Genomic DNA, 22,301 nt, shown 5'->3' with positions numbered 1-22,301 from the left:
TTTAATCTTTTAAATCGTAAACAGAGTACATGTTCTTGTTAATTAGTTTTTTAGGAATTGCGCTAAAGATAGCGTTTCTTATAGGATAGCCAGTATTCATATTTGCTATTTTTCCTGTAAACCAAGATTGTCTAACAATACTATTGACTCTTTTAAAACGCTTCTTTTGGAACGCTTTAAAGTTATTTTTATTTGGGTTTTCTGAAATTATTTTACCTAAATGATAAGCGTCTTCAATAGATTGAGCACCTCCTTGTCCCATATTTGGTGTTGTTGCATGTGCTGCATCACCAATAAGGCAAACGTTATCTTTATGCCAATCTTTTATGGGTTTTAGGTCTGTAATGTCATTTCTTAAAATGTCTTCAATTTCTGTATTACTTATAAGCTGATGAACCAAAGGATGAAACGCTTTAAAATAGGAGCCCAATTTTGCTTTTAAATTAGTTTTATCATCTTTTTGAAAAGCTTTACTTTTCTTTACTGCAAACCAAGAGGTTTCATTTTTAGATAATTGAGACAAACCAAATCGAATGCCTTTTCCCCACATTTCGATACCTCTATCTTTATATTCTATAGGCAATGCACTTTTCATTACACCTCTCCAACAGGTTTGACCAGAATAACGAATTTGAGAATTTGGGAATACTTGCGAACGGACTTTAGAGTCTATTCCATCTGCACCAATAAGATATTGACTTTTAGTTGTAGAACCATCTTGAAAAATAACTGTTACAGAATTGTTTGCTTGTTCTAATGATTTAAAGGCTTTATTCCAATAGATTTTTTCTTTTGGAATAGATTCAATTAAAGCTAATTGTAATTTTGCGCGATGTATTGCTAGTGTAGAAAAACCGTACTTTTCTTTTGCTGGTAATTGACTGCTATCTGCAAGTGGTTTTAGTTTTTGGTTAGATAATGTAATTCTGTCAATACTATTCCCAGCTCTAAACACAGTATCTATAACACCTGCAAATTCTAAAACTTGTAAAGCATTTGGAGCTAACCAAATTCCTGCTCCTAATGCATTAGGTTTTTTTGCTTTCTCAAATAATTGGTAGTCTATATTTAGCTTTTCGAAGATTAGAGCAGTGGTTAAACCACCAATTCCAGCACCTATAATTGTGTACATTTTGGAACGTATTTAGTGTACTATAAATATACGGAAACAGTCATCATTATTAAAGTAAATACAACCAAAATAATAAATAATGGCATGATAAATTTAAGCCATTTATTAAAGCCAACTTTTACTATAGCTAAAGACGCTAATATTAAACCTGTTGGATTAATTAAGTAAAATAATCCCATACCATATTGGTAAGCATTTACTACAATTTCTCTTCCTATACCAACACCATCTGCCAAAGGAGACATAATTGGCATTGTTAAAACAGCCATTCCAGATGAACTAGGTATAAAGAAAGCACAGCATAAATACCTGTCATGGCACTTGCAAAAAGACCTTTATTCATTCCGTTTATGATGTCGCTTGCGTAACATAACATAGTATCACTAATTAAACCATCTGCCATAATAACTGTAATTCCTCTTGCAATACCTAATAATTAGAGCAACACCTAATAAATCTCCTGCGCCTTTTACAAACGTATCTATAAAAGTAGATTCTTTAATACCTGTAATAATTCCTATTAAAATAGCTCCAACTAAAAAAGTTGCTGTCATTTCTACAAACCACCATTCTAGAGCAACAACACCTATAATCATGATTACAAAACATAAAGCAAATACTATTAGAGCCAAACGTAAACGCATAGTAAAATTTACCGTTTCGGTCTTATTAGTTGAGAATAGTGCCGCAATTTGTTGTTGCTGATCGTAAATAATAGATTTCGTTGGATCTTTTTTAACACGATTTGCATAACGTAAAATATAAATAATACATATCGTTAAACAAGCCACTAGCATTAACGCTCTACCTATTGCGCCTGTGGCCGAACTAATACCAGCTGCATCACTAGCAATAATAGAACTAAATGGATTTATTGTTGAACACATAGTACCAATAGAAGAGCCTATAAATATACAAGCCACACCAACCAAAGCATCATATTTTGCAGCTAAAAATACTGGAACCAAAATAGGGAAGAAGGCAATAGTTTCTTCAGCAAAACCAAAAGTTGTTCCACCTAAAGCCACTAAAAGTGTGACTAAAATTATTAAAACATATTCTCTTCCTTTTAAAGCATTTGCTAGTGAAGCTATTCCTGTATCAAAAGCTCCAGTGCTATTTATTATACCTATTAAGCCTCCAATTATTAATACAAGAAAAATGATATCAGCAGCTTCAATAATACCTTTAACAGGAGATTTAATAAACTCAAATACACCTTGTGGTTTTGCTTCTAACTTTTTATAGGTGTTTGGAATGTTAATAGCCTTATAAATATCTACACTTGTAAATTTTTCTAATGGAATTTTTATAGCTAAAGCCTCTAATGTTTCTTGTGTAGCAGGTAAATTGATTGATTTCTCAGTGCTAGCTTGTGTGAAGGTTTTGGCTTCTTTATCATATACTAAAGTATCGTATTTGCCAGCTGGAACAATCTACGTTAACAGTGTTACTAGTGCTACAATTATTAATAGAATGGTTTGGGCTGAAGGGAATTTTAGGTTTTTCATGTTTGCTGTCATTCCTGCGAAGGCAGGAATCTCTTTTTAATATTGTTTGTTAGCTTTAATAATGGATTCCTGCCTTTGCAGGAATGACAAAATTAATAATTCTCTTTTATAGCACTAAAGATAGTATTATTTTTATTCTGAAAAACAAAAAACATAATGAGAGTAGATATTCATGAAAGCTGGAAATTGCAATTAGAAGCTGAGTTCAATAAGCCTTACTTTGAATCACTAATACAGTTTGTGAAATCTGAATATAACAACACGAAATGTTTTCCACCTGAAGCATTAATTTTTAATGCTTTTAATAAATGTCATTTTAACGATTTAAAGGTTGTAATTATTGGTCAAGATCCTTACCATAATTACAATCAAGCTAATGGTTTATGTTTTAGTGTAAATAACAACGTTAAACATCCTCCATCATTAATCAATATTTTTAAAGAAATTGAAACAGATTTGAATATTCCATATCCAAAAAGTGGAAACATAGAGTATTGGGCAAAACAAGGTGTGTTTTTATTAAATGCAACTTTAACAGTTCGTGCTCATGAAGCTGGAAGCCATCAAAAGCAAGGTTGGGAAATCTTTACAGATGCTATTATAAAAACAATTAGTGATACTAAAGAAAATGTAGTGTTCCTTCTTTGGGGGGGATTTGCAAAGAAAAAAATGAAGCTAATAGACACAGAAAAACACCATGTTTTCACCTCAGGTCATCCTTCTCCTTTAAGCGCAAATCGTGGTTATTGGTTTGGAAACAAACATTTTAGTAAAACTAATGTTATTTTAAAGAAACTTGATTTGAAAGAGGTGAAATGGTAACACCTGGTTATAAATCTTCTACCAAATCTTTATAATCCCATTTTTCAGGAATAATATCTAAAGCAAATAATTCGTCTTGAACCTTCTTTACCGTTTCTTTAGAAAGATTCTCTTGAGACCATTCTGTTAAACTCAGCCATTCTTGTACATCTTCCAATTCTTGCTCATATCTATTTGCAATCATGCGATCTATACTAGGAATGTCTTTAAACTCAGAAGTAGTAATATTTACAATATCTAAAATAGCTTTAACGTCTTTCTTATTGGTCTTTAAAAAATCTTCACGAACAGCTACAACAAAGCAAGGCCAAGGACTTGGACATTCAGCAATACGTCTAAAAACACCTTTGTCAACAATGGGTTTTGTCATGAATTTTTCCCACATAAAATAATCTGCTTTTCCAGCTGTAAGACCTTCAACAGCTCCATCTAAATTTTTTATAACCTCAAAATCAAGATCTTCTTTTACATTCCAACCATTATTTTGAGCATTTATATAAGCCATTAAATGAGAACCTGAACCATAACGGCTTATAGCAGCTTTTGTACCTCTAACTTCTTTAATAGTCTTGTAATTAGACTCTGCTGCAACATGAATTCCCCAAATAAGAGGTGTTTTAACAAAAACCTGAACGATTTTACACTTATTACCTGCAATAATATCTTTAATAATACCTTCAGTTAAAATAACAGCCATGTCAATGTCTCCATCACGAAGTCCTTTACACATTGCTCCAGTTCCACCAAAAAAGTCTTTCCAACGTAAGTTTATATCTGCAGCTTTATATTCGGCATTTTTAAGTCCTAAATACCAAGCTAGATTAAAATGTTCTGGAACGCCTCCAATGTTTATTGTTTTCATAATCTTATTTGCCTTTCGACTGCGCTATAGTTAAACTTAAGAGATAATTTTAGTTATTACTATTTCATGAATTAAAAATACTTAGTCGTAACTTTATAACTTTACTAAAACACTTGCACAATTTTTTTAATCTTATAGAATAGATTTATTTATTGAACTAGTTTATTTAATGTATAAACAATCAATTTATCAACTGTTTTTGTTGGGTTTTCACTAAACTTCCCAGAAGCACGATTAGCAATAATAGCATTCATAGATAATGCTTTATGTCCTAAAAGCTTTGAAATACCATATATTCCTGCGGTTTCCATTTCTAAATTAGTAATGTATTTGCCTTTATAATTAAAGCTTGCTAATTTATTATTTAATTCGTTATCCTGAAGTGCTAATCGTAAAATTCTACCTTGTGGTCCATAAAAACCAACGTTAGTTGCTGTAAAACCATTAACTGTTTTATTAGAACTGAATTGCTTCAACAAACTTGCATGACAATTAACAACATAAGGATCGGACTTTGCTTTATACCAATTAGTGTGTTCTATTAATGCCTTAGAAATTGCTTTATTTTGAAATACTTCACTATCATAAAAATGAAGTAAACTATCGAAACCTGCAGCCATTTCACTAATTAAAAAAGAGTCTACAGGAATCTCTTTTTGTATAGATCCAGAGGTTCCAACTCGAACAATAGTAAGAGAGGTTAGCTCTTTTTTAATTTCTCGTGTCTTGAGATTTATGTTTACCAAAGCGTCTAACTCATTAAAAACAATATCTATATTATCTGTACCAATTCCTGTTGAAATAACAGTAATACGCTTACCTTTAAATGTTCCTGTTTGTGTATGAAACTCTCTTTTTCGAGTTTCAAATTCAATACTATCAAAATGTTTGGTTACACTAGATACGCGATCTGGATCACCAACAGTAATAATAGTATTAGATATATGCTCAGGCCTAAGGTTTAAGTGATAGACACTACCATCTGGATTTAATATTAATTCTGATTCTTTGATTGCCATTTAAATAGTTGCAATTAATTTATTGTCTTTTTTATGGTATTGAAACTTTGATTTATTAACGCCTCCATATTGAAAATCAATAGTTAACATTTTTAAAAAGTTTTTTTGATGTTCTATAGCTAAATGACCATTTCTATTAAGTGTAAGTTTATCCTCAGTTTCATCATAAAATAATTCCAATTCATTTATCATTCGTTTTAGTTGAAGGTCTCCAAAACCATAGTATCCTTGATAATGCAAACAATAACCTAACAAATGATGCCTAGATTTTATTTTATATTCCTTAATAAGTTTTAAGGTATTGTATTCTAAAGTATTTAAACCGCTTCTTGTATCTGGAAAACGTCTTAAATGTGCTTTTAAGCAGTTACTTAAATATTTAAAATTGGATGGCCTTACTATTAATTCTTTAAATAGATTATGGTCGTTTTCACAGTAAATACGCCATGCTTTTTGGGCAGTAGCTACATCATCTATAGTCAGTTCTACTTTATTTTTAAAATGTTGTTTTAATTGTTTTGGATTGAGTTCTGGTAATGCTTTAAGACCTTTTTCATTTTCAATACGTCCACTACAAACTAAATACATTGGTATTCTTACTTGCTTTTGTTTTAATAAACTAATTGCTGCAATTAAATTAATATGGCAAAACAAATCGTATTCAAACCAAAGGATTACTTCTTTATAATCATTAATTTGGTTTGTTTTTTGAAATTCGGATTGAATTTTTTCAATATTATATTCTGCATCATATACAGATTCTAAAAATGCTTTTCGTTTTTCAAAAAAAGTAATACTATCAATTTCTTTTTCTACAGGACCTTCGCAAAGCATTTCGTGCCAGGTTAAAAAATCGCCTTCATATTTTTCTCTTTCAAGATACTCTGTAAGGCTTGAACCATTGGCAATATGCAGCGTGTGTTTAGTCATAGAATTTAACCTCCAACACGTTTTACATTAAAACCTTTTTCTTTAAGCATTGCCATTATTTTATCACGAAAATCGCCTTGAATAATAATTTTATCGTCTTTAAAACTTCCACCAACACTAAGCTTCTGTTTTAATTCTTTAGCTAATGCTTTAAAGTCTTCTCTAGCTCCTGTATAACCTTCTAATATGGTAATAGGCTTACCTTTTCGCTTTTCGTATTTACAAATAATAGGATCGTCTTGCAACCAAATTCCATTATCGTCTTTTGTAATTTCTATTTCCTTTTCTTCGTGCTCTGGAAAGAGGTTTTTTAACTGATCTTTTAAATCCATCTTCTTTAGTTTACAGTCGCAGTTTTTAGTCGTAATATCACAACTGAGTAGCACTGTGACTGAGACTGTAAACTGAATACTATTTCTTAAGTCCTAATTCAATTAAACGTTGGTCTAAAAATTTTCCAGCTGTAATATCGTCAAACTGTTTTGGATTTTCAGTATCTATACAACTATCTAAAACATCTAGTTTCATTTCACTAATTGGATGCATAAAAAATGGAATAGAGTAGCGGCTAGTTCCCCAAAGCTCTCTTGGTGGATTGATTACGCGATGTATTGTAGATTTTAATTTATTATTGGTGTGCCTTGATAACATATCTCCAACATTAATCATTAATTCGTCTGGTTCTGCAATAGCGTCAAGCCATTCGCCTTTATGGTTTTGAACTTGTAATCCACGACCTTGAGCTCCCATTAATAATGTAATTAAATTAATGTCACCATGAGCAGCAGCACGTTCGGCAGCTTTAGGCTCTTCAGTAATTGGTGGATAATGAATTGGTCTTAATATAGAATTACCATTATGTATGTAATTATCAAAGTACGTTTCATTTAAATCTAAATGAAGTGCTAAAGCACGTAATACATATTTAGCTGTTTTTTCCAGCATTTGGTACGTTTCTTTTCCTACTTCGTTAAAAGCAGGCAACTCTTTTACATCCACATTTTCTGGATACTCTTTAGCACGTTCTAAATCATCTTCAACATATTGTCCAAAATGCCAAAACTCTTTTAAATCGCCTTCTTTCTTACCTTTTGCACTCTCTTTACCAAAAGACACATAACCACGTTGACCACCAATTCCTGGTATTTCGTAGTTTCTTTTTGCATCTACTGGTAAGCTGAAAAAGTTTTTTATTTCAGAATATAATCTATCAACTAATTTCTCATCTAAAAAATGTCCTTTTAAAGCTACAAATCCTATGTCTTGGTATGCTTTTCCAATTTCATCTATAAATTTTTGTTTTCTTTTTGGATCTTCGGAAAGAAAATCTTCTAAATTAACACTTGGAATACTTGTCATATATGTTATAGTTTAATAATCGTCTATATACAAATGTAAATAAAAACTCCCATATTTAATAATTGATTTTTATGCAATAATGTTATATTTGAAAAACCTTATTTGTAATGTTAAATACATTTATGAAATCGAACATTAAGTACAACAAAACAAAGTTGTCTCCTGAGACAAAAATAGCATTATATAAAGCGATGCTTAAACCTCGCTTAATTGAGGAAAAGATGCTTATTCTATTACGTCAAGGTAGAATTAGTAAGTGGTTTTCTGGTATAGGACAAGAAGCTATTTCTGTAGGTGTTACAATGGCAATGAAACCTGAGGAATACATATTACCAATGCATAGAAACTTAGGTGTTTTTACTACTAGAAAAATTCCACTATACCGCTTGTTTAGTCAGTGGCAAGGAAAAGCTAACGGATTTACTAAAGGTCGAGATCGTTCGTTTCACTTTGGTACTCAAGAATATAATATTGTTGGTATGATTTCTCATTTAGGACCACAATTTGGTGTAGCAGATGGCATTGCTTTAGCAAGCAAATTGAAAAACAAAAATCAAGTAACAGCAGTATTTACCGGAGAAGGAGGAACTAGCGAAGGAGATATTCATGAAGCTTTAAACGTTGCTTCTGTTTGGCAATTACCTGTCTTATTCTGTATTGAAAACAATGGTTACGGACTCTCAACACCTACTACAGAACAATATAATTGTAAAGACTTAGCAGATCGTGCCATAGGTTATGGTATGGAGTCTCATATTATAAATGGCAATAACATTTTAGAAGTATATACTAAAATTTCTAAAATTACAGAAGACATTAGAAATAATCCTAGACCTGTTTTAATAGAGTTTAAAACCTTTAGAATGCGTGGTCACGAAGAGGCTAGTGGTACAAAATATGTTCCTCAAGAGCAAATGGACACTTGGTCTAAAAAAGATCCTATAGATAATTATAGAGCACATTTAATTGCTGAAAAAAAATTAACAGAAAGGCAAGATACTATTTTTAAAGCCGAAATTAAAGCAGAAATAGATACGCATTTAGATAAAACTGATGCAGAAGAACAAATTACTTCTTCTATATCTAATGAGTTAAAAGATGTATTTCAAGAATTTGATTATCAAGAGGTTAAAGAAAATTCAAATACTGAAGAGTTACGTTTGGTAGATGCTATTCATGAAGGTTTAAAACAATCTATGGAACGTCATGACGACTTAGTTATTATGGGACAAGATGTTGCCGAATATGGTGGTGTTTTTAAAATTACAGATGGTTTTGTAGAACAGTTTGGAAGAGATAGAGTTCGTAATACGCCAATTTGTGAATCTGCTATTATAGAGACAGCAATGGGCCTAAGTATCTCTGGTATAAAGAGTATTGTAGAGCTTCAGTTTAGCGATTTTATTACTTCTGGCTTTAATCCTGTTGTAAACTATCTAGCAAAATCACATTATCGATGGAATCAAAATGGAGATGTAGTATTACGTATGCCTTGTGGAGCAGGCGTTGCAGCTGGACCTTTTCACAGTCAAACCAACGAAGCTTGGTTTACAAAAACACCAGGTTTAAAAGTGGTTTATCCAGCATTTCCAAAAGACGCAAAAGGATTATTAGCTACAGCAATTAACGATCCTAATCCTGTGTTATTTTTTGAACATAAGGCATTGTATAGAAGTATTCGCCAAGACGTACCAACAGACTACTTTACCATTCCTTTGGGCAAAGCAGCTACTTTAAGAACAGGAGAACAAATTACAGTTATTGCTTATGGTCAAGCTGTACATTGGGCAATGAATACATTAGATAAACATCCAGAAATTAAAGCCGATTTATTAGATTTACGCTCCCTTCAACCTTTAGATACAGATGCTATTTATGCTTCTGTAAAAAAGACTGGGAAAGTAATTATTCTTCAAGAAGACTCCTTATTTGGAGGTATTGCTAGTGATATTTCTGCATTAATTATGGAAAATTGCTTTAAGTTTTTAGATGCTCCTGTTAAGCGTGTGGCTAGTTTAGACACACCAATTCCTTTTATAAATCAACTAGAAGACCAATATTTATCGCGTGATAAGTTTGAAGGAGAGTTGCTGGAGTTAGTTGCCTATTAAGTTTAATCAAATTATAAAAAAAACACTATTTAAAATATCTAAAATGGATTGTCCTTCGGAAGAAAATCTAATTAGAATGAAATTAGATGGTATTTCGAGTATTAAAAATCTTGATTTTGATGTAGCAAATAGAAAGTTAACTGTTTTTCATAATGAAGATATTACCCAAATTGAAACTTCAATTATAGAACTTAATTTAGGAGCGCAAAGAATTTCTACAGAACAAACAAATCAAACCGATTTTGAAGAAGATAAAAACCAATCCAAATTACTTTGGACAGTTCTAGTTATAAACTTTCTCTTTTTTATAATTGAAATGACAACTGGTCTCATTTCAAAATCAATGGGACTTGTGGCTGATAGCCTTGATATGCTAGCAGATAGTTTTGTTTATGATATTAGTTTATTTGCAGTTGGAGGTAGTTTAATAAAAAAGAAAAAGATTGCGAAAATTGCTGGTTATTTTCAAATAGTACTAGCTGTTTTTGGGTTTGCAGAAGTTATTAGGCGATTCTTTAATTCTGAAAGCCTTCCTCATTTTAAAACAATGATTATAATTTCAATATTTGCACTAATTGCAAATGGTATTTGTCTCTATATTTTACAAAAATCTAAAAGTAAAGACGAAGCACATATGAAAGCGAGTATGATTTTTACATCTAACGACGTGATTATTAATATAGGAGTGTTTTTTGCAGGAATTTTAGTAAATATTTTCAGCTCTAATAAACCAGATTTAATTATTGGAACAATTGTTTTTATATTAGTAATACAAGGTGCTTATCGTATTTTAAAACTTAGTAAATAATTAATTTAACTTTTCTATATTTCCTTAGCAACAGCTTCAACTTCATCTAAAACACGTAATAAATTGCCACTCCAAAGTTGCTCTATATCAGATTCTGTATAACCTCTTTTAACAAGTTCTAAAGTAATATTAAAGGTTAGCTTGCGTCTTTCCAGCCCTCAATACCACCATCAAAATCACTACTAATACCAATATGATCTATTCCTATTTTTTCTACCAAGTAATCGATGTGGTTTACAAAATCTGAAACATTAACTTGTTCTGGAAAGTTGGGTATTTCTAATGCTTTAGTGTTAGTAATCTTCATGAGTTTATCTATAGTTCCGGTATCTTTAATTTCTTGTTGCTGAACTTTGGTAAGGCTTTTCCAGTTTTCTTCAATATACCATTGTCCTTCAAAAGATTTATCTCCATTATTATATAAAGAATCTGCTATTTCTGAACTTAAATCCATTAATACTTTCTGATAAGTGTCTAGTATTACTTTTTGTTCCCTCTAAAGTTCTAGTTAATTGATTACTGTTTAATGTTCTCATAATGTTATAGTTTAATATTGTTAAATTGTTTGGTTATACTTAAAAGATGACATATGATACTTTTTGTTACAGTACTATGCATAACAAAGTGCTTTTTTAACATAATTTAACTTATTGACCGCTATAAATGAATATAATAGTGGATTTAGCTTGTGAAAAAGTATTGTTTTAGATTATTAATACAATTTTAATATTTTAGGTATAGTTTTTGTTTTATTTTTGTGAGATAGTTATTAATGAACATGAAATTAAACTTGTTTTTACTTTTTACATTCTTTTTAGTGCTTACAGCAAGCGCTCAAATAGACAGTAAAAATAAATCTATAGTTATATCTGCAGAGGAAGTAGAAGACCCTAAACAAGATAACGAACTTATTATCATGCCTGAAGAAAACAACAGCGCAAAGCCTGATGATAAGAAGGAAAACGAAATTTTGTTACCAAAAAAAGCAACCCTACCTGTTGCAAAGCGCAAAGACTTTTCTATGATTAAAGAAAATAAATTTAGAAATCCAGCAGAGCTATACCAAAAGCAATTAAAAATTGCTTTAAAATTAAGACCAGATAGTGAAAAAAGTAATAATGGGAGGTCTACAACACAGTTTTTTGGAGAGTACCGAACAAAATCTAAGACCTTAAATATAGTTTATAGAGATCATGGTGCACAAGATGGAGATTTAATTAGATCTTATTTAAACGGTTTTGTAGAAAAACAAAGAGTTTTGTTAGAAACCCAATTTAAGGGTTACTTTACAACACTTAAACCTGGTGATAACGTTATTGAATTTGAAGCACTAAACCAAGGAAGTAGTGGTCCAAATACTGCAGAATTTAAAGTATATGATAAAGATGGTGTTCTAATTTTAGAAAGCAGATGGGACCTTTTAACAGGAGTAAGAGGAACCTTTACTGTTATTTACACACCAGAAGAAGAATAGCAAACTTTATTATTTTCTTTAAATTATCAATTGAAAATCGTATTTTTACAAAATTATTAGCAATTAAACACTTAATATTACACAAAAAAAAGAATGGCAAAGTCGCAACAGACATTTAACAAATTAGAAAAAGAGAAAAAACGCCTTAAAAAGCGTGAAGACAAAAGAAAGAAGATGGAAGCCCGAAAGGCTGAAAGAGAGGAAAATGGAACAGATGGTATCCAGTTTGCCTATGTAGATTTCAACGGGAATCTAGTAGATACTCCACCAGATCCAGAAGAAAAAATCAAAGTAAAAGCAGATAATATTGTATTAGGAGTTCCTAAAAAAGAAGATTTACCAGAGGTAGATCCTATTAGAAAAGGAAAAGTTTCTTTTTACGATTCTTCTAAAGGTTTTGGTTTTATTATTGATATTGAAGATCAAGAAAAGTATTTCTGTCATGTAAGTGGTTTATTAGACGAAATTACAGAAAATGACAAAGTACAGTTTGAATTAGAAAAAGGCATGAAAGGCCTAAATGCGATTCGTGTAAAGAAAATATAAAAATCTTTTAACGTGTAATTTACACAAAAGCCTTGATTAAAATAATCAAGGCTTTTTTTATGTGCTTAATTTAAAACAGTACCTAAACTATTAAATAGTTTAGCTTTTGTCTGGTAGAATTTATTAGTTAATTTTATTTATTTTAATTGTGCATCTATTAAACTAGATTCTCGATAGTTTATTAAGAATACAGAACTTTCTCCAAAACTAAACTTTCGTTCTTCTGCAGTTAAAAGTGTTTCGTAGTCTTTAACTACTTGTGCTATTTTTTCCTCAGAGTTATAACGCTTTCGGGTTTTCCTTTTTAGTTCTTTTATGAACTTTATTGCACTTGTTTTTTTTTCATTTTTATTAAATTTAAAAGGTTAAAATTAACAAAAACTATATACTAGAATTTTACACTAAACAGTCCACTTTGGTTTGACGGATTACAAATTATTAAAACTCTAAAGTGATTTTCTCTTGCTTCTAAATAATCTGAAACTAGCTTATCGTTTTTATCCATAGCTAAGCTTATTTTTCCAGATAATTTAAAGCTTAAAATAGAACGTGCTATTTCTTATAACCAATGCACGACTTTGTATTTATTATCAGACTCGTTTAAGCTAGTTTCTTAACCTTTTTGAGCTGTAAATTTAAATACTATATACACGAGTATTAGTAGAAAAAAACCATATATAATAAAGAAAGGATAATTAACTTTATAATTGTAAACAATTTGTTAAGCCTTGAATGTACTAGAATTAGGAAGTTCGAAGATTTCTAAATCAAAAAATGGAACAGAGGCTAAGAAATGATCAAAAAGATCGGACATTACATACTCATAATTTTCCCATCGTTTGTCTTTACTAAACGCATAAATTTCTAATGGTACACCTTGAGTTGTTGGTTGTAGCTGTCTTGCCATTAATAACATGTCTTTATTAATTGCAGAATGATTTTCTAAATAAGTTTGAATGTATTTTCTAAAAACACCAATGTTAGTGAGGTTTCTGCCGTTTAGCAAAATTGCTTTATCAGCATTATGTTGCACATTATACTTATCGATCTTACTACTCATTTGTTCTAAGTAACTGCTTATTAATTGTACTCCTTTAAGGCGTTCTATATCTTGCTCAGATAAAAATTTAATTGAATCTTGCCTAATCATTAAATGCCTTTTAATTCTTCTACCATCAGAGTTTGTCATGCCTCTCCAATTATTAAAAGAATCTGAAATCATAGCATAGGTAGGAATAGTGGTAATAGTATTATCGAAATTTTGAACTTTAACTGTTGCTAAATTAATTTCAATAACGTCTCCGTCTGCACCATGTTTTTCGAATGTAATCCAATCTCCAATACGAACCATATCGTTTATAGAGACTTGAATACTAGCAACAAAACCTAAAATAGTATCCTTAAAAATAAGTAATATTATAGCAGAAGCTGCACCAAAACCTGTTATAAATTTCCAAATAGAAACAGAGCTAAATACTGCTATTGCTGCAAGTATACCTGTTATCCATGCAAAAATCATAAACACCTGGATGTAACTATCTATTGGTTTGTCTTTTAATCTTGGTAAGGTTTTAAAATAATCCTCTAGTGTATGTAAAACACTACGTACAATCCAAAGCGTTAATACAATAAAAAGGACCTGAAGTATTTTACGTAATGGAGATTCTATATAACTAAAATCTATAAAAATTATTGGCAATAATTTTAATGCTACTATTAAAGGTATAATATGAGCTACATTTCTTGGCACTTTATTAGCAAGAAGTAAATCGTCGAAGGGAGATTTTGTTTGTTTAGCAATACGAAATGATATTGCACGTAAAATAGCTCTAATAATTCTATCTATTACATAAGTAATAATCAATGCTAATATTAGTAATGTTAGCATATTTATATATTTTGCTGTTATTGGCTCGATACCAAAACTTTCAAAAATATCATAAAAAAAACAAGTTATCTGCTTTTGCATAGTGTATTTTAATTTAGAACAAAATTAGTTAGATTAATTGGTTCTAAGCATTATAAAAGTAATAAATTAAAGTTAAAGCACCTGAGGTATTTCAATAGGTTCTGTACCTCTAACGTGCATACTATCAAGTTTAATATTACCAATACGAACACGAACAAGCCTAAGGGTAGGAAAACCTACTGCACTCGTCATTTTTCTTACTTGTCTAAATTTACCTTCTGTTAAAGTTATAGATAACCAAGAGGTTGGACCATGTCTTGCATCACGAATTTTTTTTGAGCGTTCTGGCAATAGAGGAGAAGCTTCAAGTTTAAAAACTTTACAAGCTTTGGTTTGGTATTTTTTACCATCGAATCCTATTTCAACTCCATTTTTAAGGGCTTCAATTTTAGACTCTGTAATATTACCATCTACCAAAGCGAAGTATTCTTTTTCAATGCCACTACTATTAATATAATCGCTTAATTTGCCATCTGTTGTAAGTAATAATAAGCCTTCACTTTTTTCGTCTAGCCTACCAATAGGCATAGTTTTTTCTGGAACCTTTCCCAATTCACCTAAAAATCGCTTTCGTTTTTGTTGAGTAGAATTGCTCGCGAACTGAGAAAGCATTCCGTAGGGTTTATAAATTTTAAAGTGACTATGCAATTGTAATTGTTTTTTAATTTGAATACCTTCTCGATACAATTCCTTTAACTCTAGGACCTATTGAAGTGACAAAGCTATTCGTTTTCTTGTAATATTTTGTAAACCAGATCCTTTGTTAATGGCTGTCCTTTAGCTTTTTCTCTAATTAAATCGTAACTAAATCTAAAATCGCAGCCTGTTTTATAATCACTACAACCATAAGCTGTTTTTCCTTTTATAATAGTGCCATTTTTGCATTTAGGACAACTATTATCTTTTGTTATATTCTTGGATTCCGCTTTACCTTTTTTAGGTTCTAACATAAGATTAAAGTTTTCGTCAAACCTTACTAATCCTTCTGTTGAAGTATTATCAATTTTAAAGCCTTTTAAGTTAACTGTAGATCCTTTTTTAAAGAGCCTAATATATTGTTTCTCTGAAATGGTTTTACCTTTAAACTTAAACGGAATCACAAAATCACAAGTTTTTTTAAATTCTGAACAGCCATAAGCCGAGTTTCCTTTTAATATTAAACCTGTTTTGCATTTCGGACAGCTATCAGAAGTTAATCCAGAAGATTTACTAGTTGATGCTTTTGTGCCTTTTTTCTTAGTATTAGCAGGTCTATTATTTACTGCTGAAATATTTGCTTTCTTAGTTTCACTACGTACTTCGTAAACCAAACGATCGACCATTTGCTTCATTTGCTTAATAAAACTAGAAGCGCTAAAGGTTCCTTTTTCAATATCTTTTAATTGCTTTTCCCACTTTCCTGTAAGCTCTGCAGATTTCAGCATTTCATTTTGAATGGTATCAATCAGTTGGATACCTGTAACAGTTGGTATTACTTGCTTTTTATTTCGTTTTATATATTTTCTTCTAAATAATGTTTCTATAATATTGGCACGTGTTGAAGGTCTTCCAATACCATTCTCTTTCATAATCTCACGTAATTCATCATTATCAACTTGTTTTCCTGCTGTTTCCATTGCGCGTAGGAGTGAGGCTTCAGTAAATTGGTTTGGTGGTTTGGTTTGTTTTTCTAAAAATGAAGGTTCGTGAGCTCCTTTTTCACCTTTTTCGAATGTTGGTAAAAGACCTACTGTTTTAGATGTAGCATTGGCTGTTTCAAAAACAACTCGCCAACCTTTTTCTAAAATCTCTTTTCCTATTGTTTTAAATTTAACTTTTTCTGCTTTACCAATAACTGTAGTGTTGGACACCTTACAATCTGGATAAAAAACAGCAATAAAACGTCGCACTAAAATATTATAGACCTGTTGCTGGTTATACTGCAAATTCATTTGCTGACCAGTTGGTATAATTGCATGGTGATCTGTTACTTTACTATCGTCAAAGACCTTTTTTGTTTTCTTTAGTTTCTTGCCATGTAGAGGCGCAGTTAATGTTCCGTAATTAGTTAAGTTTTTAAGTATTCCAGGCACTTTTGGATAAACATCGTTTGGTAAAAACGTAGTATCTACTCTAGGATAGGTAACTACCTTTTGCTCGTATAATTTTTGGACTATTTTTAGGGTTTCATCAGCAGAAAAACCAAATTTAGTATTACAATATACTTGTAAACCTGTTAAATCGAATAACTTTGGCGCATATTCGTTTCCTGCTTTTTTTGTAGTCGATACAATTTCGAAATCGTGTTCTTTAACTGTTTTCGCTAACTTCTCGCCATCCTCAACTTTTAAAAAACGTCCTTCTTCGTAACTAAACAAGGTTTCTCGATAGAGTGTTTGTAATTCCCAATAGGGTTGTGGTATAAAATTTTCAATTTCTTTAAAACGGTTAACCAACATAGCGAGCGTAGGTGTTTGTACTCTTCCAACAGACAACACTTGTTTGTAACCACCATGTTTTACAGTATAGAGTCGCGTAGCATTCATTCCTAAAAGCCAATCTCCAATGGCACGTGAGAAACCAGCATAATATAAATTATCGTAATCTTCAGAAGGTTTTAAGTTGTTAAACCCTTCTTTAATGGCTTCAGTTGTTAAAGACGAAACCCAAAGTCTTTCTACTTTACCTTTATAATTTGCTTGGTTTAAAACCCAACGTTGTATTAATTCTCCTTCTTGTCCAGCATCACCACAATTTATAACTACATCTGCTTTATCAAATAAACTTTTTACAATTTTAAACTGCTTTTTAATTCCAGAATCCTTAGAAACTTTTGTCTCAAAACGTTCTGGTAACATTGGCAAATTGTTTAAATCCCAACTTTTCCAATACGGTTTATAATCGTTTGGCTCTTTAAGTGTACACAAATGCCCAAAAGTATACGTTACTGCATAGCCATTACCTTCGTAGTAACCATCACGTTTTGTTTTAGCTCCAAGAACAGCAGCAATTTCTCTTGCTACAGATGGTTTTTCGGCTATACAAACTTTAAGCATTAAGTATCGATTTAGAGACGCAAAATAGTAATTTCTATTGGAGGTTTATTAGTAATATATTGTGAGTTATTAACGAATTAGCATATATTTTTTAAAATATAAATAAATAAAACATCCAAATGGTAGGAAAAAAAGAGTCTCAGTTGTTTTTCAAATGATAATAAATTACTGACAATCAATTGTAAGATTCAATATTTTATTTATATTAGTGCTTCTTATAAATTAAAAATATGATTAAAAAACTATTAAGAATAGCTAGTATAGCAATACCTTTTGTAATACTTTTTTCTTGTTCAGATGATAACAATCCAACAACTGATGATGGTTATGAACCAATTCCTGTTTCACCTGTAGTTTTAAATATAGATGCTTATCCATTTAATACACTCTCAGAATATAATTTTTTTGATGGAGATATGAAAGTTCAAGAACCATCTATTGGAGTAATACCTTACGAGTCTATTTCTACATTATTTACAGATTACGCAAAAAAGAAACGTTTTGTTTGGATGCCAAGTGATGTAAAAGCTACTTATAGTGGAGACAACAAAATTATAGAATTCCCTGTAGGGACAATTCTTATTAAAACATTTTATTACACTAATGTACAACCAGATAATACTACGCGTATCATAGAAACGCGTTTAATGCTTAGAAAAGAAGACGATTGGCATTTTGCAGATTACATTTGGAATGATGAACAAACAGAAGCAACCTTTAGTCTTGATGGTTCATTTACTACTATAGATTTTATAGAAAACGGTGTGCCTAAAACCACAAATTACCGTATACCTTCTGATGTAGAATGTTTTACATGCCATAAAATTCAATCAAACTCAGTGCCTATTGGTGTAAAACCGCAAAATTTAAATAGTAATTATTCCTATCCTGAAGGTTCTGTAAATCAGTTAGAAAAATTAGTTGCAGAAGGTTATTTAGAAGATAATATACCATCAACGATTAATACTGTTGTAAAATGGAGCGACGAAACACAACCTATAGATTTACGAGTGCGTTCTTACATAGACATTAACTGTGCACATTGCCATTCAGAATTAAAACATTGTGATTATAGACCTGTACGTTTTGCATTTGATGAAACAGACAATGAAACAAACCTTGGTGTTTGTGTAGATCCTGATACTAGTATTCCTGGAATGATTGATATTGTTACTCCTTCTATTAAAGAACGTTCTATAATGTATTATAGAATGAATACAACTGCAGAAGAGTTTAGAATGCCATTATTAGGAAGAAGTATTGTTCACGAAGAAGCAGTAACTCTTATTGGTGAATGGATTGATGGATTAACAACAGAGTGCAACTAATTATTTATTTTACCAACTAAAACATTTTAAAATTAAAAAATTTCATTTTTTAAATAAAAACTAGCTCATGAAAAAAATTACTTTATTTATCTTTTTAATGGCTTCATGCTTTTTTGCTGAAGCACAGATAACTGTAGATTGCTTTTTAGGAGCAGTTAATACGACGTATTGCTACACTAATGATGACAATACTAGTTTTGTTTTTGTAAGTTCTGATGGTTCAGATTTACAAGTAACTTTCAACTCAGGTCAAACAGAAAACACATATGATGAATTAATTGTTTTAGACACAAATGGTTCTGAAATCTATAATGGATACGGAAATAATGGAGATCTAGCTGGTCTTACTTTTCAATCTAATGGAGACACACTTACTGTATCAATTAGCTCTGACAATACAATAAACTGCTCAGATAATAATTACACGCCTTGGGACTTTGATGTTACATGTTCAACTTGTTCCAATCCTACTGTAGCATACACAATTGTAAACGATTGTGATGTAAGTGGAGGTTTTTTAGTGAATGTTGATGTGTCAGATATTGGGACTGCAACATCTTTAACAATATCAGATAATCAATCAAGTCCAACACAGTCATTAAATGGATCAGCAATGGTTCAATTTGGACCTTATGATAATGGAACTGATGTAAATTTTAATGTTCAAAATGATCAAGATGTTAATTGCTCTCTAAACAGTGCATCGATTACGCAAAGTAATTGTCCGCCTCCAGCACCAGTTGGTGTAACATGTGCTACTGAAAATTCGGTATTTATAGTTGCAGAAGAATTTGATCTAGTTTCTGGATGGACAGGAGATTTAAATGATGGTGATGGTAGTTGGGAAATTCCTAATGATTCTGGATCTGGAGGAACTGGCCCTAATACTGCATTTAGTGGATCTACTTTTATGAATTTTGAAGCTTCAGGAAACACAACTGCTACAGCTTCTGCTGTTAGTCCAGCAATAGACTTATCTACTGCCACAGATGGAGCAGAATTATCTTTTTACATGCATGCTTTTGGTAATGATATTGGAACATTAAATGTAAATATTGGAACATCTGCAAATGGTCCTTTTACGACACTATTTACACATTCTGGTCAGTTACAAACTATTGCTACAGAAGCTTGGGTTCCTATTGGTGTTAATTTAGATGCATATGTAGGACAAGTAATTTATGTAGAATTTAGTAATACTGGAACTGGGACTGGATTTGAAGGTGATTTGTCTATTGATTATGTTCGTATTGAAACTTGTGGAACATTTTGTGTACCGCCTTCTAGCTTAAATACAAACGCAATTACCCAAGATTCAGCTACTTTATCATGGATGGCCAATAACGGAGAAACTGCATGGGAATACGTTCTACAACCAGTAGGAACAGGAATTCCAACAGGATCAGGAATTGCAGCAGGAGCTAATTCAGTTAACGTATCAAGTTTAAATGCTGGAGCAAATTACGAAGTTTACGTTCGTGCAATTTGCGGATCAGATTTTAGTATTTGGGGAGGACCTTTAAATTTTACAACATTAGCACCACCACCACCATCAACTTTTACAGTATCTAATGTTTCTGTAATAGGAACACAAAGGGCTGCAGTAGATATGAATGGTGACTTTTTAGACGATATAGTTTCTATAGGAACAACTAATGTAAATATATTTTATCAACAATCTACAGGAGGACTTAGTCCAACAGCAACAAATATAACAACAACAAGTGCAGATAATTCTCCTTCTTGGAGTTTAGCAGCAGCGGATTTCGATAGAAATGGTTATACAGATTTATTATATGGTGGAGGAAGTGGTGTTACATTTATGAGAGCTAATAATACAGGAGATGGATTTACTGAAATTTCAGGATCTGAATATGTATTCTCTCAACGTTCAAACTTTGTAGATTTAAACCAAGATGGACATCTAGATGCTTTTGTTTGTCATGATGTAGACCCAAATGTTTATTACTTAAATGATGGAAGTGGAAACCTTGTTTTTAATCAAGGAGGACTTGGTGATATTGCTGGTGGTGGAAATTATGGATCTATTTGGATTGATTATGATAATGACAGAGATATGGATATGTTTATAGCTAAATGCCGTGGAGGTTCTAATACTATTAATATAAATGAAATGCATGAAAACGATGGTAGTGGGAGTTTTACAGAAGTAGGTACTGCTGTTGGTTTGTCTGATCCATTACAAACATGGTCTTCTGCTTGGGGAGATTTTGATAATGATGGAGATATGGATGTATTTGTTGGAGCAAGTTCTACAGCAGACGGAACTCACAAATTAATGCGTAACAACGGAAATAGCACATTTACAGATGTAACTGCCGCATCTGGAATTTTACCAGCCTTATCAAACATAGGTATTGAAAACGCTACTTATGATTTTGATAATGATGGAAATCTTGATATAGCTTCAAATGGAAGCGTTTTATTTGGAAATGGAGACATGACATTTGTAGTTTTTGATAATGTTATATCTGGAAACAATGGTTCTTTTGGAGATATGAATAATGACGGATTTGTAGATGCAATATCTGGCTCAAGCTTATACCTTAACGATACTAATGCTAACAATTGGGTGACTATTACAACTACAGGTGTGGCAAGTAACATAAATGGTATTGGTGCTAGAGTAGAAGTGCATACTGCTTCTGGAATACAAATTCGCGATGTACGTAGTGGTGAAGGTTTTCGCTTTATGAGTACGTTAAATGCTCATTTTGGAATTGGAACTGAAAATGCTATAACAAATATTATTATTTACTGGCCTTCTGGACTTATAGATAATGTTGAAAACCTAACTATAAATACGCATCATGTAATAGTTGAAGGACAAAGCTTAAGTATTGAAGATGAAACGTTGGTAAACACAATAATTCATCCAAATCCTGTTGGAAAAGTTATGAATATTGAAAGTCCAATTAACCTAATTGGTAAAATAGCAACAATTTTTAATATTGAAGGAAAGCGTGTAATGAACTTAAAATTAACTAAGCATTCAATAGATGTATCAAACCTAAACCAAGGAAGTTATATCCTTAGATTAGAGTCTGGTGGTAAGATGTTTACTCATAAATTTATTAAAAAATAGTACAAAACACTATTATTATATAAAACGCCATTGCTTTATTAGTAATGTCGTTTTCTTTTAAACAAGTTTTTAAAAATTAGTTATTAAATACAAAAAACAAAAACACCAATACAATCGAGTGCAAAAGCAAAGAACCTTCATGCTAACTTCTGTGTTTTATTAGTAAAATAGTCATACAATTTATAAATATAACTACTACATTTATTATAAAAACAATAACCCAAAACAACAATTTAACTTTATAAGTCTCCTCAATACCATAAAGCATGAAGAAATACACAATAAAAAC

General features: G+C 31.3%; 16 protein-coding genes and 3 pseudogenes. 7 read left to right on the top strand and 12 right to left on the bottom strand.

All coding sequences use genetic code 11. The features are described 5' to 3' along the window. Position 1: 1 nt before the first annotated feature. Together QNK89_RS05605 and QNK89_RS05600 are read right to left on the bottom strand one after the other, a co-directional pair. Positions 2-1,132, bottom strand: coding sequence for an FAD-dependent monooxygenase (locus tag QNK89_RS05605; RefSeq protein ID WP_340170045.1), 1,131 nt, complete (start codon positions 1,130-1,132; stop codon positions 2-4). A 20-nt stretch (positions 1,133-1,152) separates the two neighbouring features. Continuing rightward, positions 1,153-2,643: pseudogene (locus tag QNK89_RS05600) on the bottom strand (YfcC family protein). 156 nt (positions 2,644-2,799) lie between these two features. Here QNK89_RS05600 and ung point away from each other — a divergent pair. Then, positions 2,800-3,465 carry a uracil-DNA glycosylase gene (gene ung / locus QNK89_RS05595; RefSeq protein ID WP_340170044.1) on the top strand — a complete coding sequence of 222 codons (666 nt, stop codon included), beginning with the start codon at positions 2,800-2,802 and terminating at the stop codon, positions 3,463-3,465. A gap of 7 nt (positions 3,466-3,472) precedes the next feature. On the opposite strand, the gene QNK89_RS05590 is transcribed toward ung, so the two are convergent. The 5 genes from QNK89_RS05590 to QNK89_RS05570 form a co-directional block, all read right to left on the bottom strand. Then, entirely contained in the window at positions 3,473-4,327 is an 855-nt protein-coding gene (locus tag QNK89_RS05590; protein ID WP_340170043.1) for a substrate-binding domain-containing protein, read from the bottom strand. A 149-nt stretch (positions 4,328-4,476) separates the two neighbouring features. Continuing rightward, on the bottom strand, positions 4,477-5,346 hold the full coding sequence (locus tag QNK89_RS05585; RefSeq protein ID WP_340170042.1) for a nucleoside phosphorylase: 870 nt from the start codon (positions 5,344-5,346) through the stop codon (positions 4,477-4,479). Continuing rightward, on the bottom strand, positions 5,347-6,276 hold the full coding sequence (locus QNK89_RS05580) for a DUF1835 domain-containing protein (protein WP_340170041.1): 930 nt from the start codon (positions 6,274-6,276) through the stop codon (positions 5,347-5,349). A gap of 5 nt (positions 6,277-6,281) precedes the next feature. Beyond that, the gene (locus QNK89_RS05575; protein ID WP_340170040.1) at positions 6,282-6,608 is read right to left on the bottom strand and encodes a translation initiation factor; all 327 of its coding nucleotides are present in this window, start codon (positions 6,606-6,608) and stop codon (positions 6,282-6,284) included. A 79-nt stretch (positions 6,609-6,687) separates the two neighbouring features. Further along, positions 6,688-7,635: a 2-oxoglutarate and iron-dependent oxygenase domain-containing protein gene (locus tag QNK89_RS05570; RefSeq protein ID WP_340170039.1), complete on the bottom strand. Its 948-nt coding sequence runs from the start codon at positions 7,633-7,635 to the stop codon at positions 6,688-6,690. 122 nt (positions 7,636-7,757) lie between these two features. Between QNK89_RS05570 and QNK89_RS05565 the strand changes: the two genes are divergently transcribed. Next, on the top strand, positions 7,758-9,746 hold the full coding sequence (locus QNK89_RS05565; protein WP_340170038.1) for a dehydrogenase E1 component subunit alpha/beta: 1,989 nt from the start codon (positions 7,758-7,760) through the stop codon (positions 9,744-9,746). Between the two features lie 13 nt (positions 9,747-9,759). Continuing rightward, positions 9,760-10,554, top strand: a complete 795-nt coding sequence (locus QNK89_RS05560; RefSeq protein WP_340170053.1) for a cation transporter — start codon at positions 9,760-9,762, stop codon at positions 10,552-10,554. 14 nt (positions 10,555-10,568) lie between these two features. Here QNK89_RS05560 and QNK89_RS05555 read toward each other — a convergent pair. Then, positions 10,569-10,810 (bottom strand): annotated as a pseudogene (locus QNK89_RS05555) (membrane dipeptidase); the annotation flags it as partial. A gap of 516 nt (positions 10,811-11,326) precedes the next feature. On the opposite strand from QNK89_RS05555, the gene QNK89_RS05550 reads away from it, so the two are divergent. Together QNK89_RS05550 and QNK89_RS05545 are read left to right on the top strand one after the other, a co-directional pair. Further along, on the top strand, positions 11,327-12,028 hold the full coding sequence (locus tag QNK89_RS05550) for a hypothetical protein (RefSeq protein ID WP_340170037.1): 702 nt from the start codon (positions 11,327-11,329) through the stop codon (positions 12,026-12,028). A 93-nt stretch (positions 12,029-12,121) separates the two neighbouring features. After that, positions 12,122-12,574 (top strand): cold shock domain-containing protein, encoded by a 453-nt coding sequence (locus QNK89_RS05545; RefSeq protein ID WP_340170036.1) that lies wholly within the window; start codon positions 12,122-12,124, stop codon positions 12,572-12,574. Positions 12,575-13,007: 433 nt separating this feature from the next. Here the strand turns inward: QNK89_RS05545 and QNK89_RS05540 are convergent. From QNK89_RS05540 to QNK89_RS05525, 4 genes and pseudogenes are all read right to left on the bottom strand, one after another. After that, positions 13,008-13,268: pseudogene (locus tag QNK89_RS05540) on the bottom strand (ABC transporter ATP-binding protein); the annotation flags it as partial. A gap of 27 nt (positions 13,269-13,295) precedes the next feature. Further along, the gene (locus QNK89_RS05535; protein WP_340170035.1) at positions 13,296-14,543 is read right to left on the bottom strand and encodes a mechanosensitive ion channel domain-containing protein; all 1,248 of its coding nucleotides are present in this window, start codon (positions 14,541-14,543) and stop codon (positions 13,296-13,298) included. 72 nt (positions 14,544-14,615) lie between these two features. Further along, positions 14,616-15,191 carry a pseudouridine synthase gene (locus QNK89_RS05530; RefSeq protein ID WP_340170034.1) on the bottom strand — a complete coding sequence of 192 codons (576 nt, stop codon included), beginning with the start codon at positions 15,189-15,191 and terminating at the stop codon, positions 14,616-14,618. 74 nt (positions 15,192-15,265) lie between these two features. Continuing rightward, a complete protein-coding gene (locus QNK89_RS05525) occupies positions 15,266-17,578 on the bottom strand; it encodes a DNA topoisomerase 3 (RefSeq protein ID WP_340170033.1) in 2,313 nt (770 codons plus the stop codon). A gap of 230 nt (positions 17,579-17,808) precedes the next feature. Here QNK89_RS05525 and QNK89_RS05520 point away from each other — a divergent pair, with 230 nt between their 5' ends. Both QNK89_RS05520 and QNK89_RS05515 read left to right on the top strand, forming a co-directional pair. After that, complete coding sequence (locus QNK89_RS05520; protein ID WP_340170032.1) at positions 17,809-18,906, top strand: hypothetical protein; 1,098 nt, start codon at positions 17,809-17,811, stop codon at positions 18,904-18,906. Between the two features lie 67 nt (positions 18,907-18,973). Beyond that, the gene (locus tag QNK89_RS05515; RefSeq protein ID WP_340170031.1) at positions 18,974-22,012 is read left to right on the top strand and encodes an FG-GAP-like repeat-containing protein; all 3,039 of its coding nucleotides are present in this window, start codon (positions 18,974-18,976) and stop codon (positions 22,010-22,012) included. Positions 22,013-22,301 lie beyond the last annotated feature (289 nt).

The sequence above is a fragment of the Lacinutrix sp. genome, assembly GCF_037625555.1.
Lineage (GTDB): Bacteria > Bacteroidota > Bacteroidia > Flavobacteriales > Flavobacteriaceae > Lacinutrix.
This window is presented reverse-complemented; position numbering and strand designations above follow the sequence as displayed.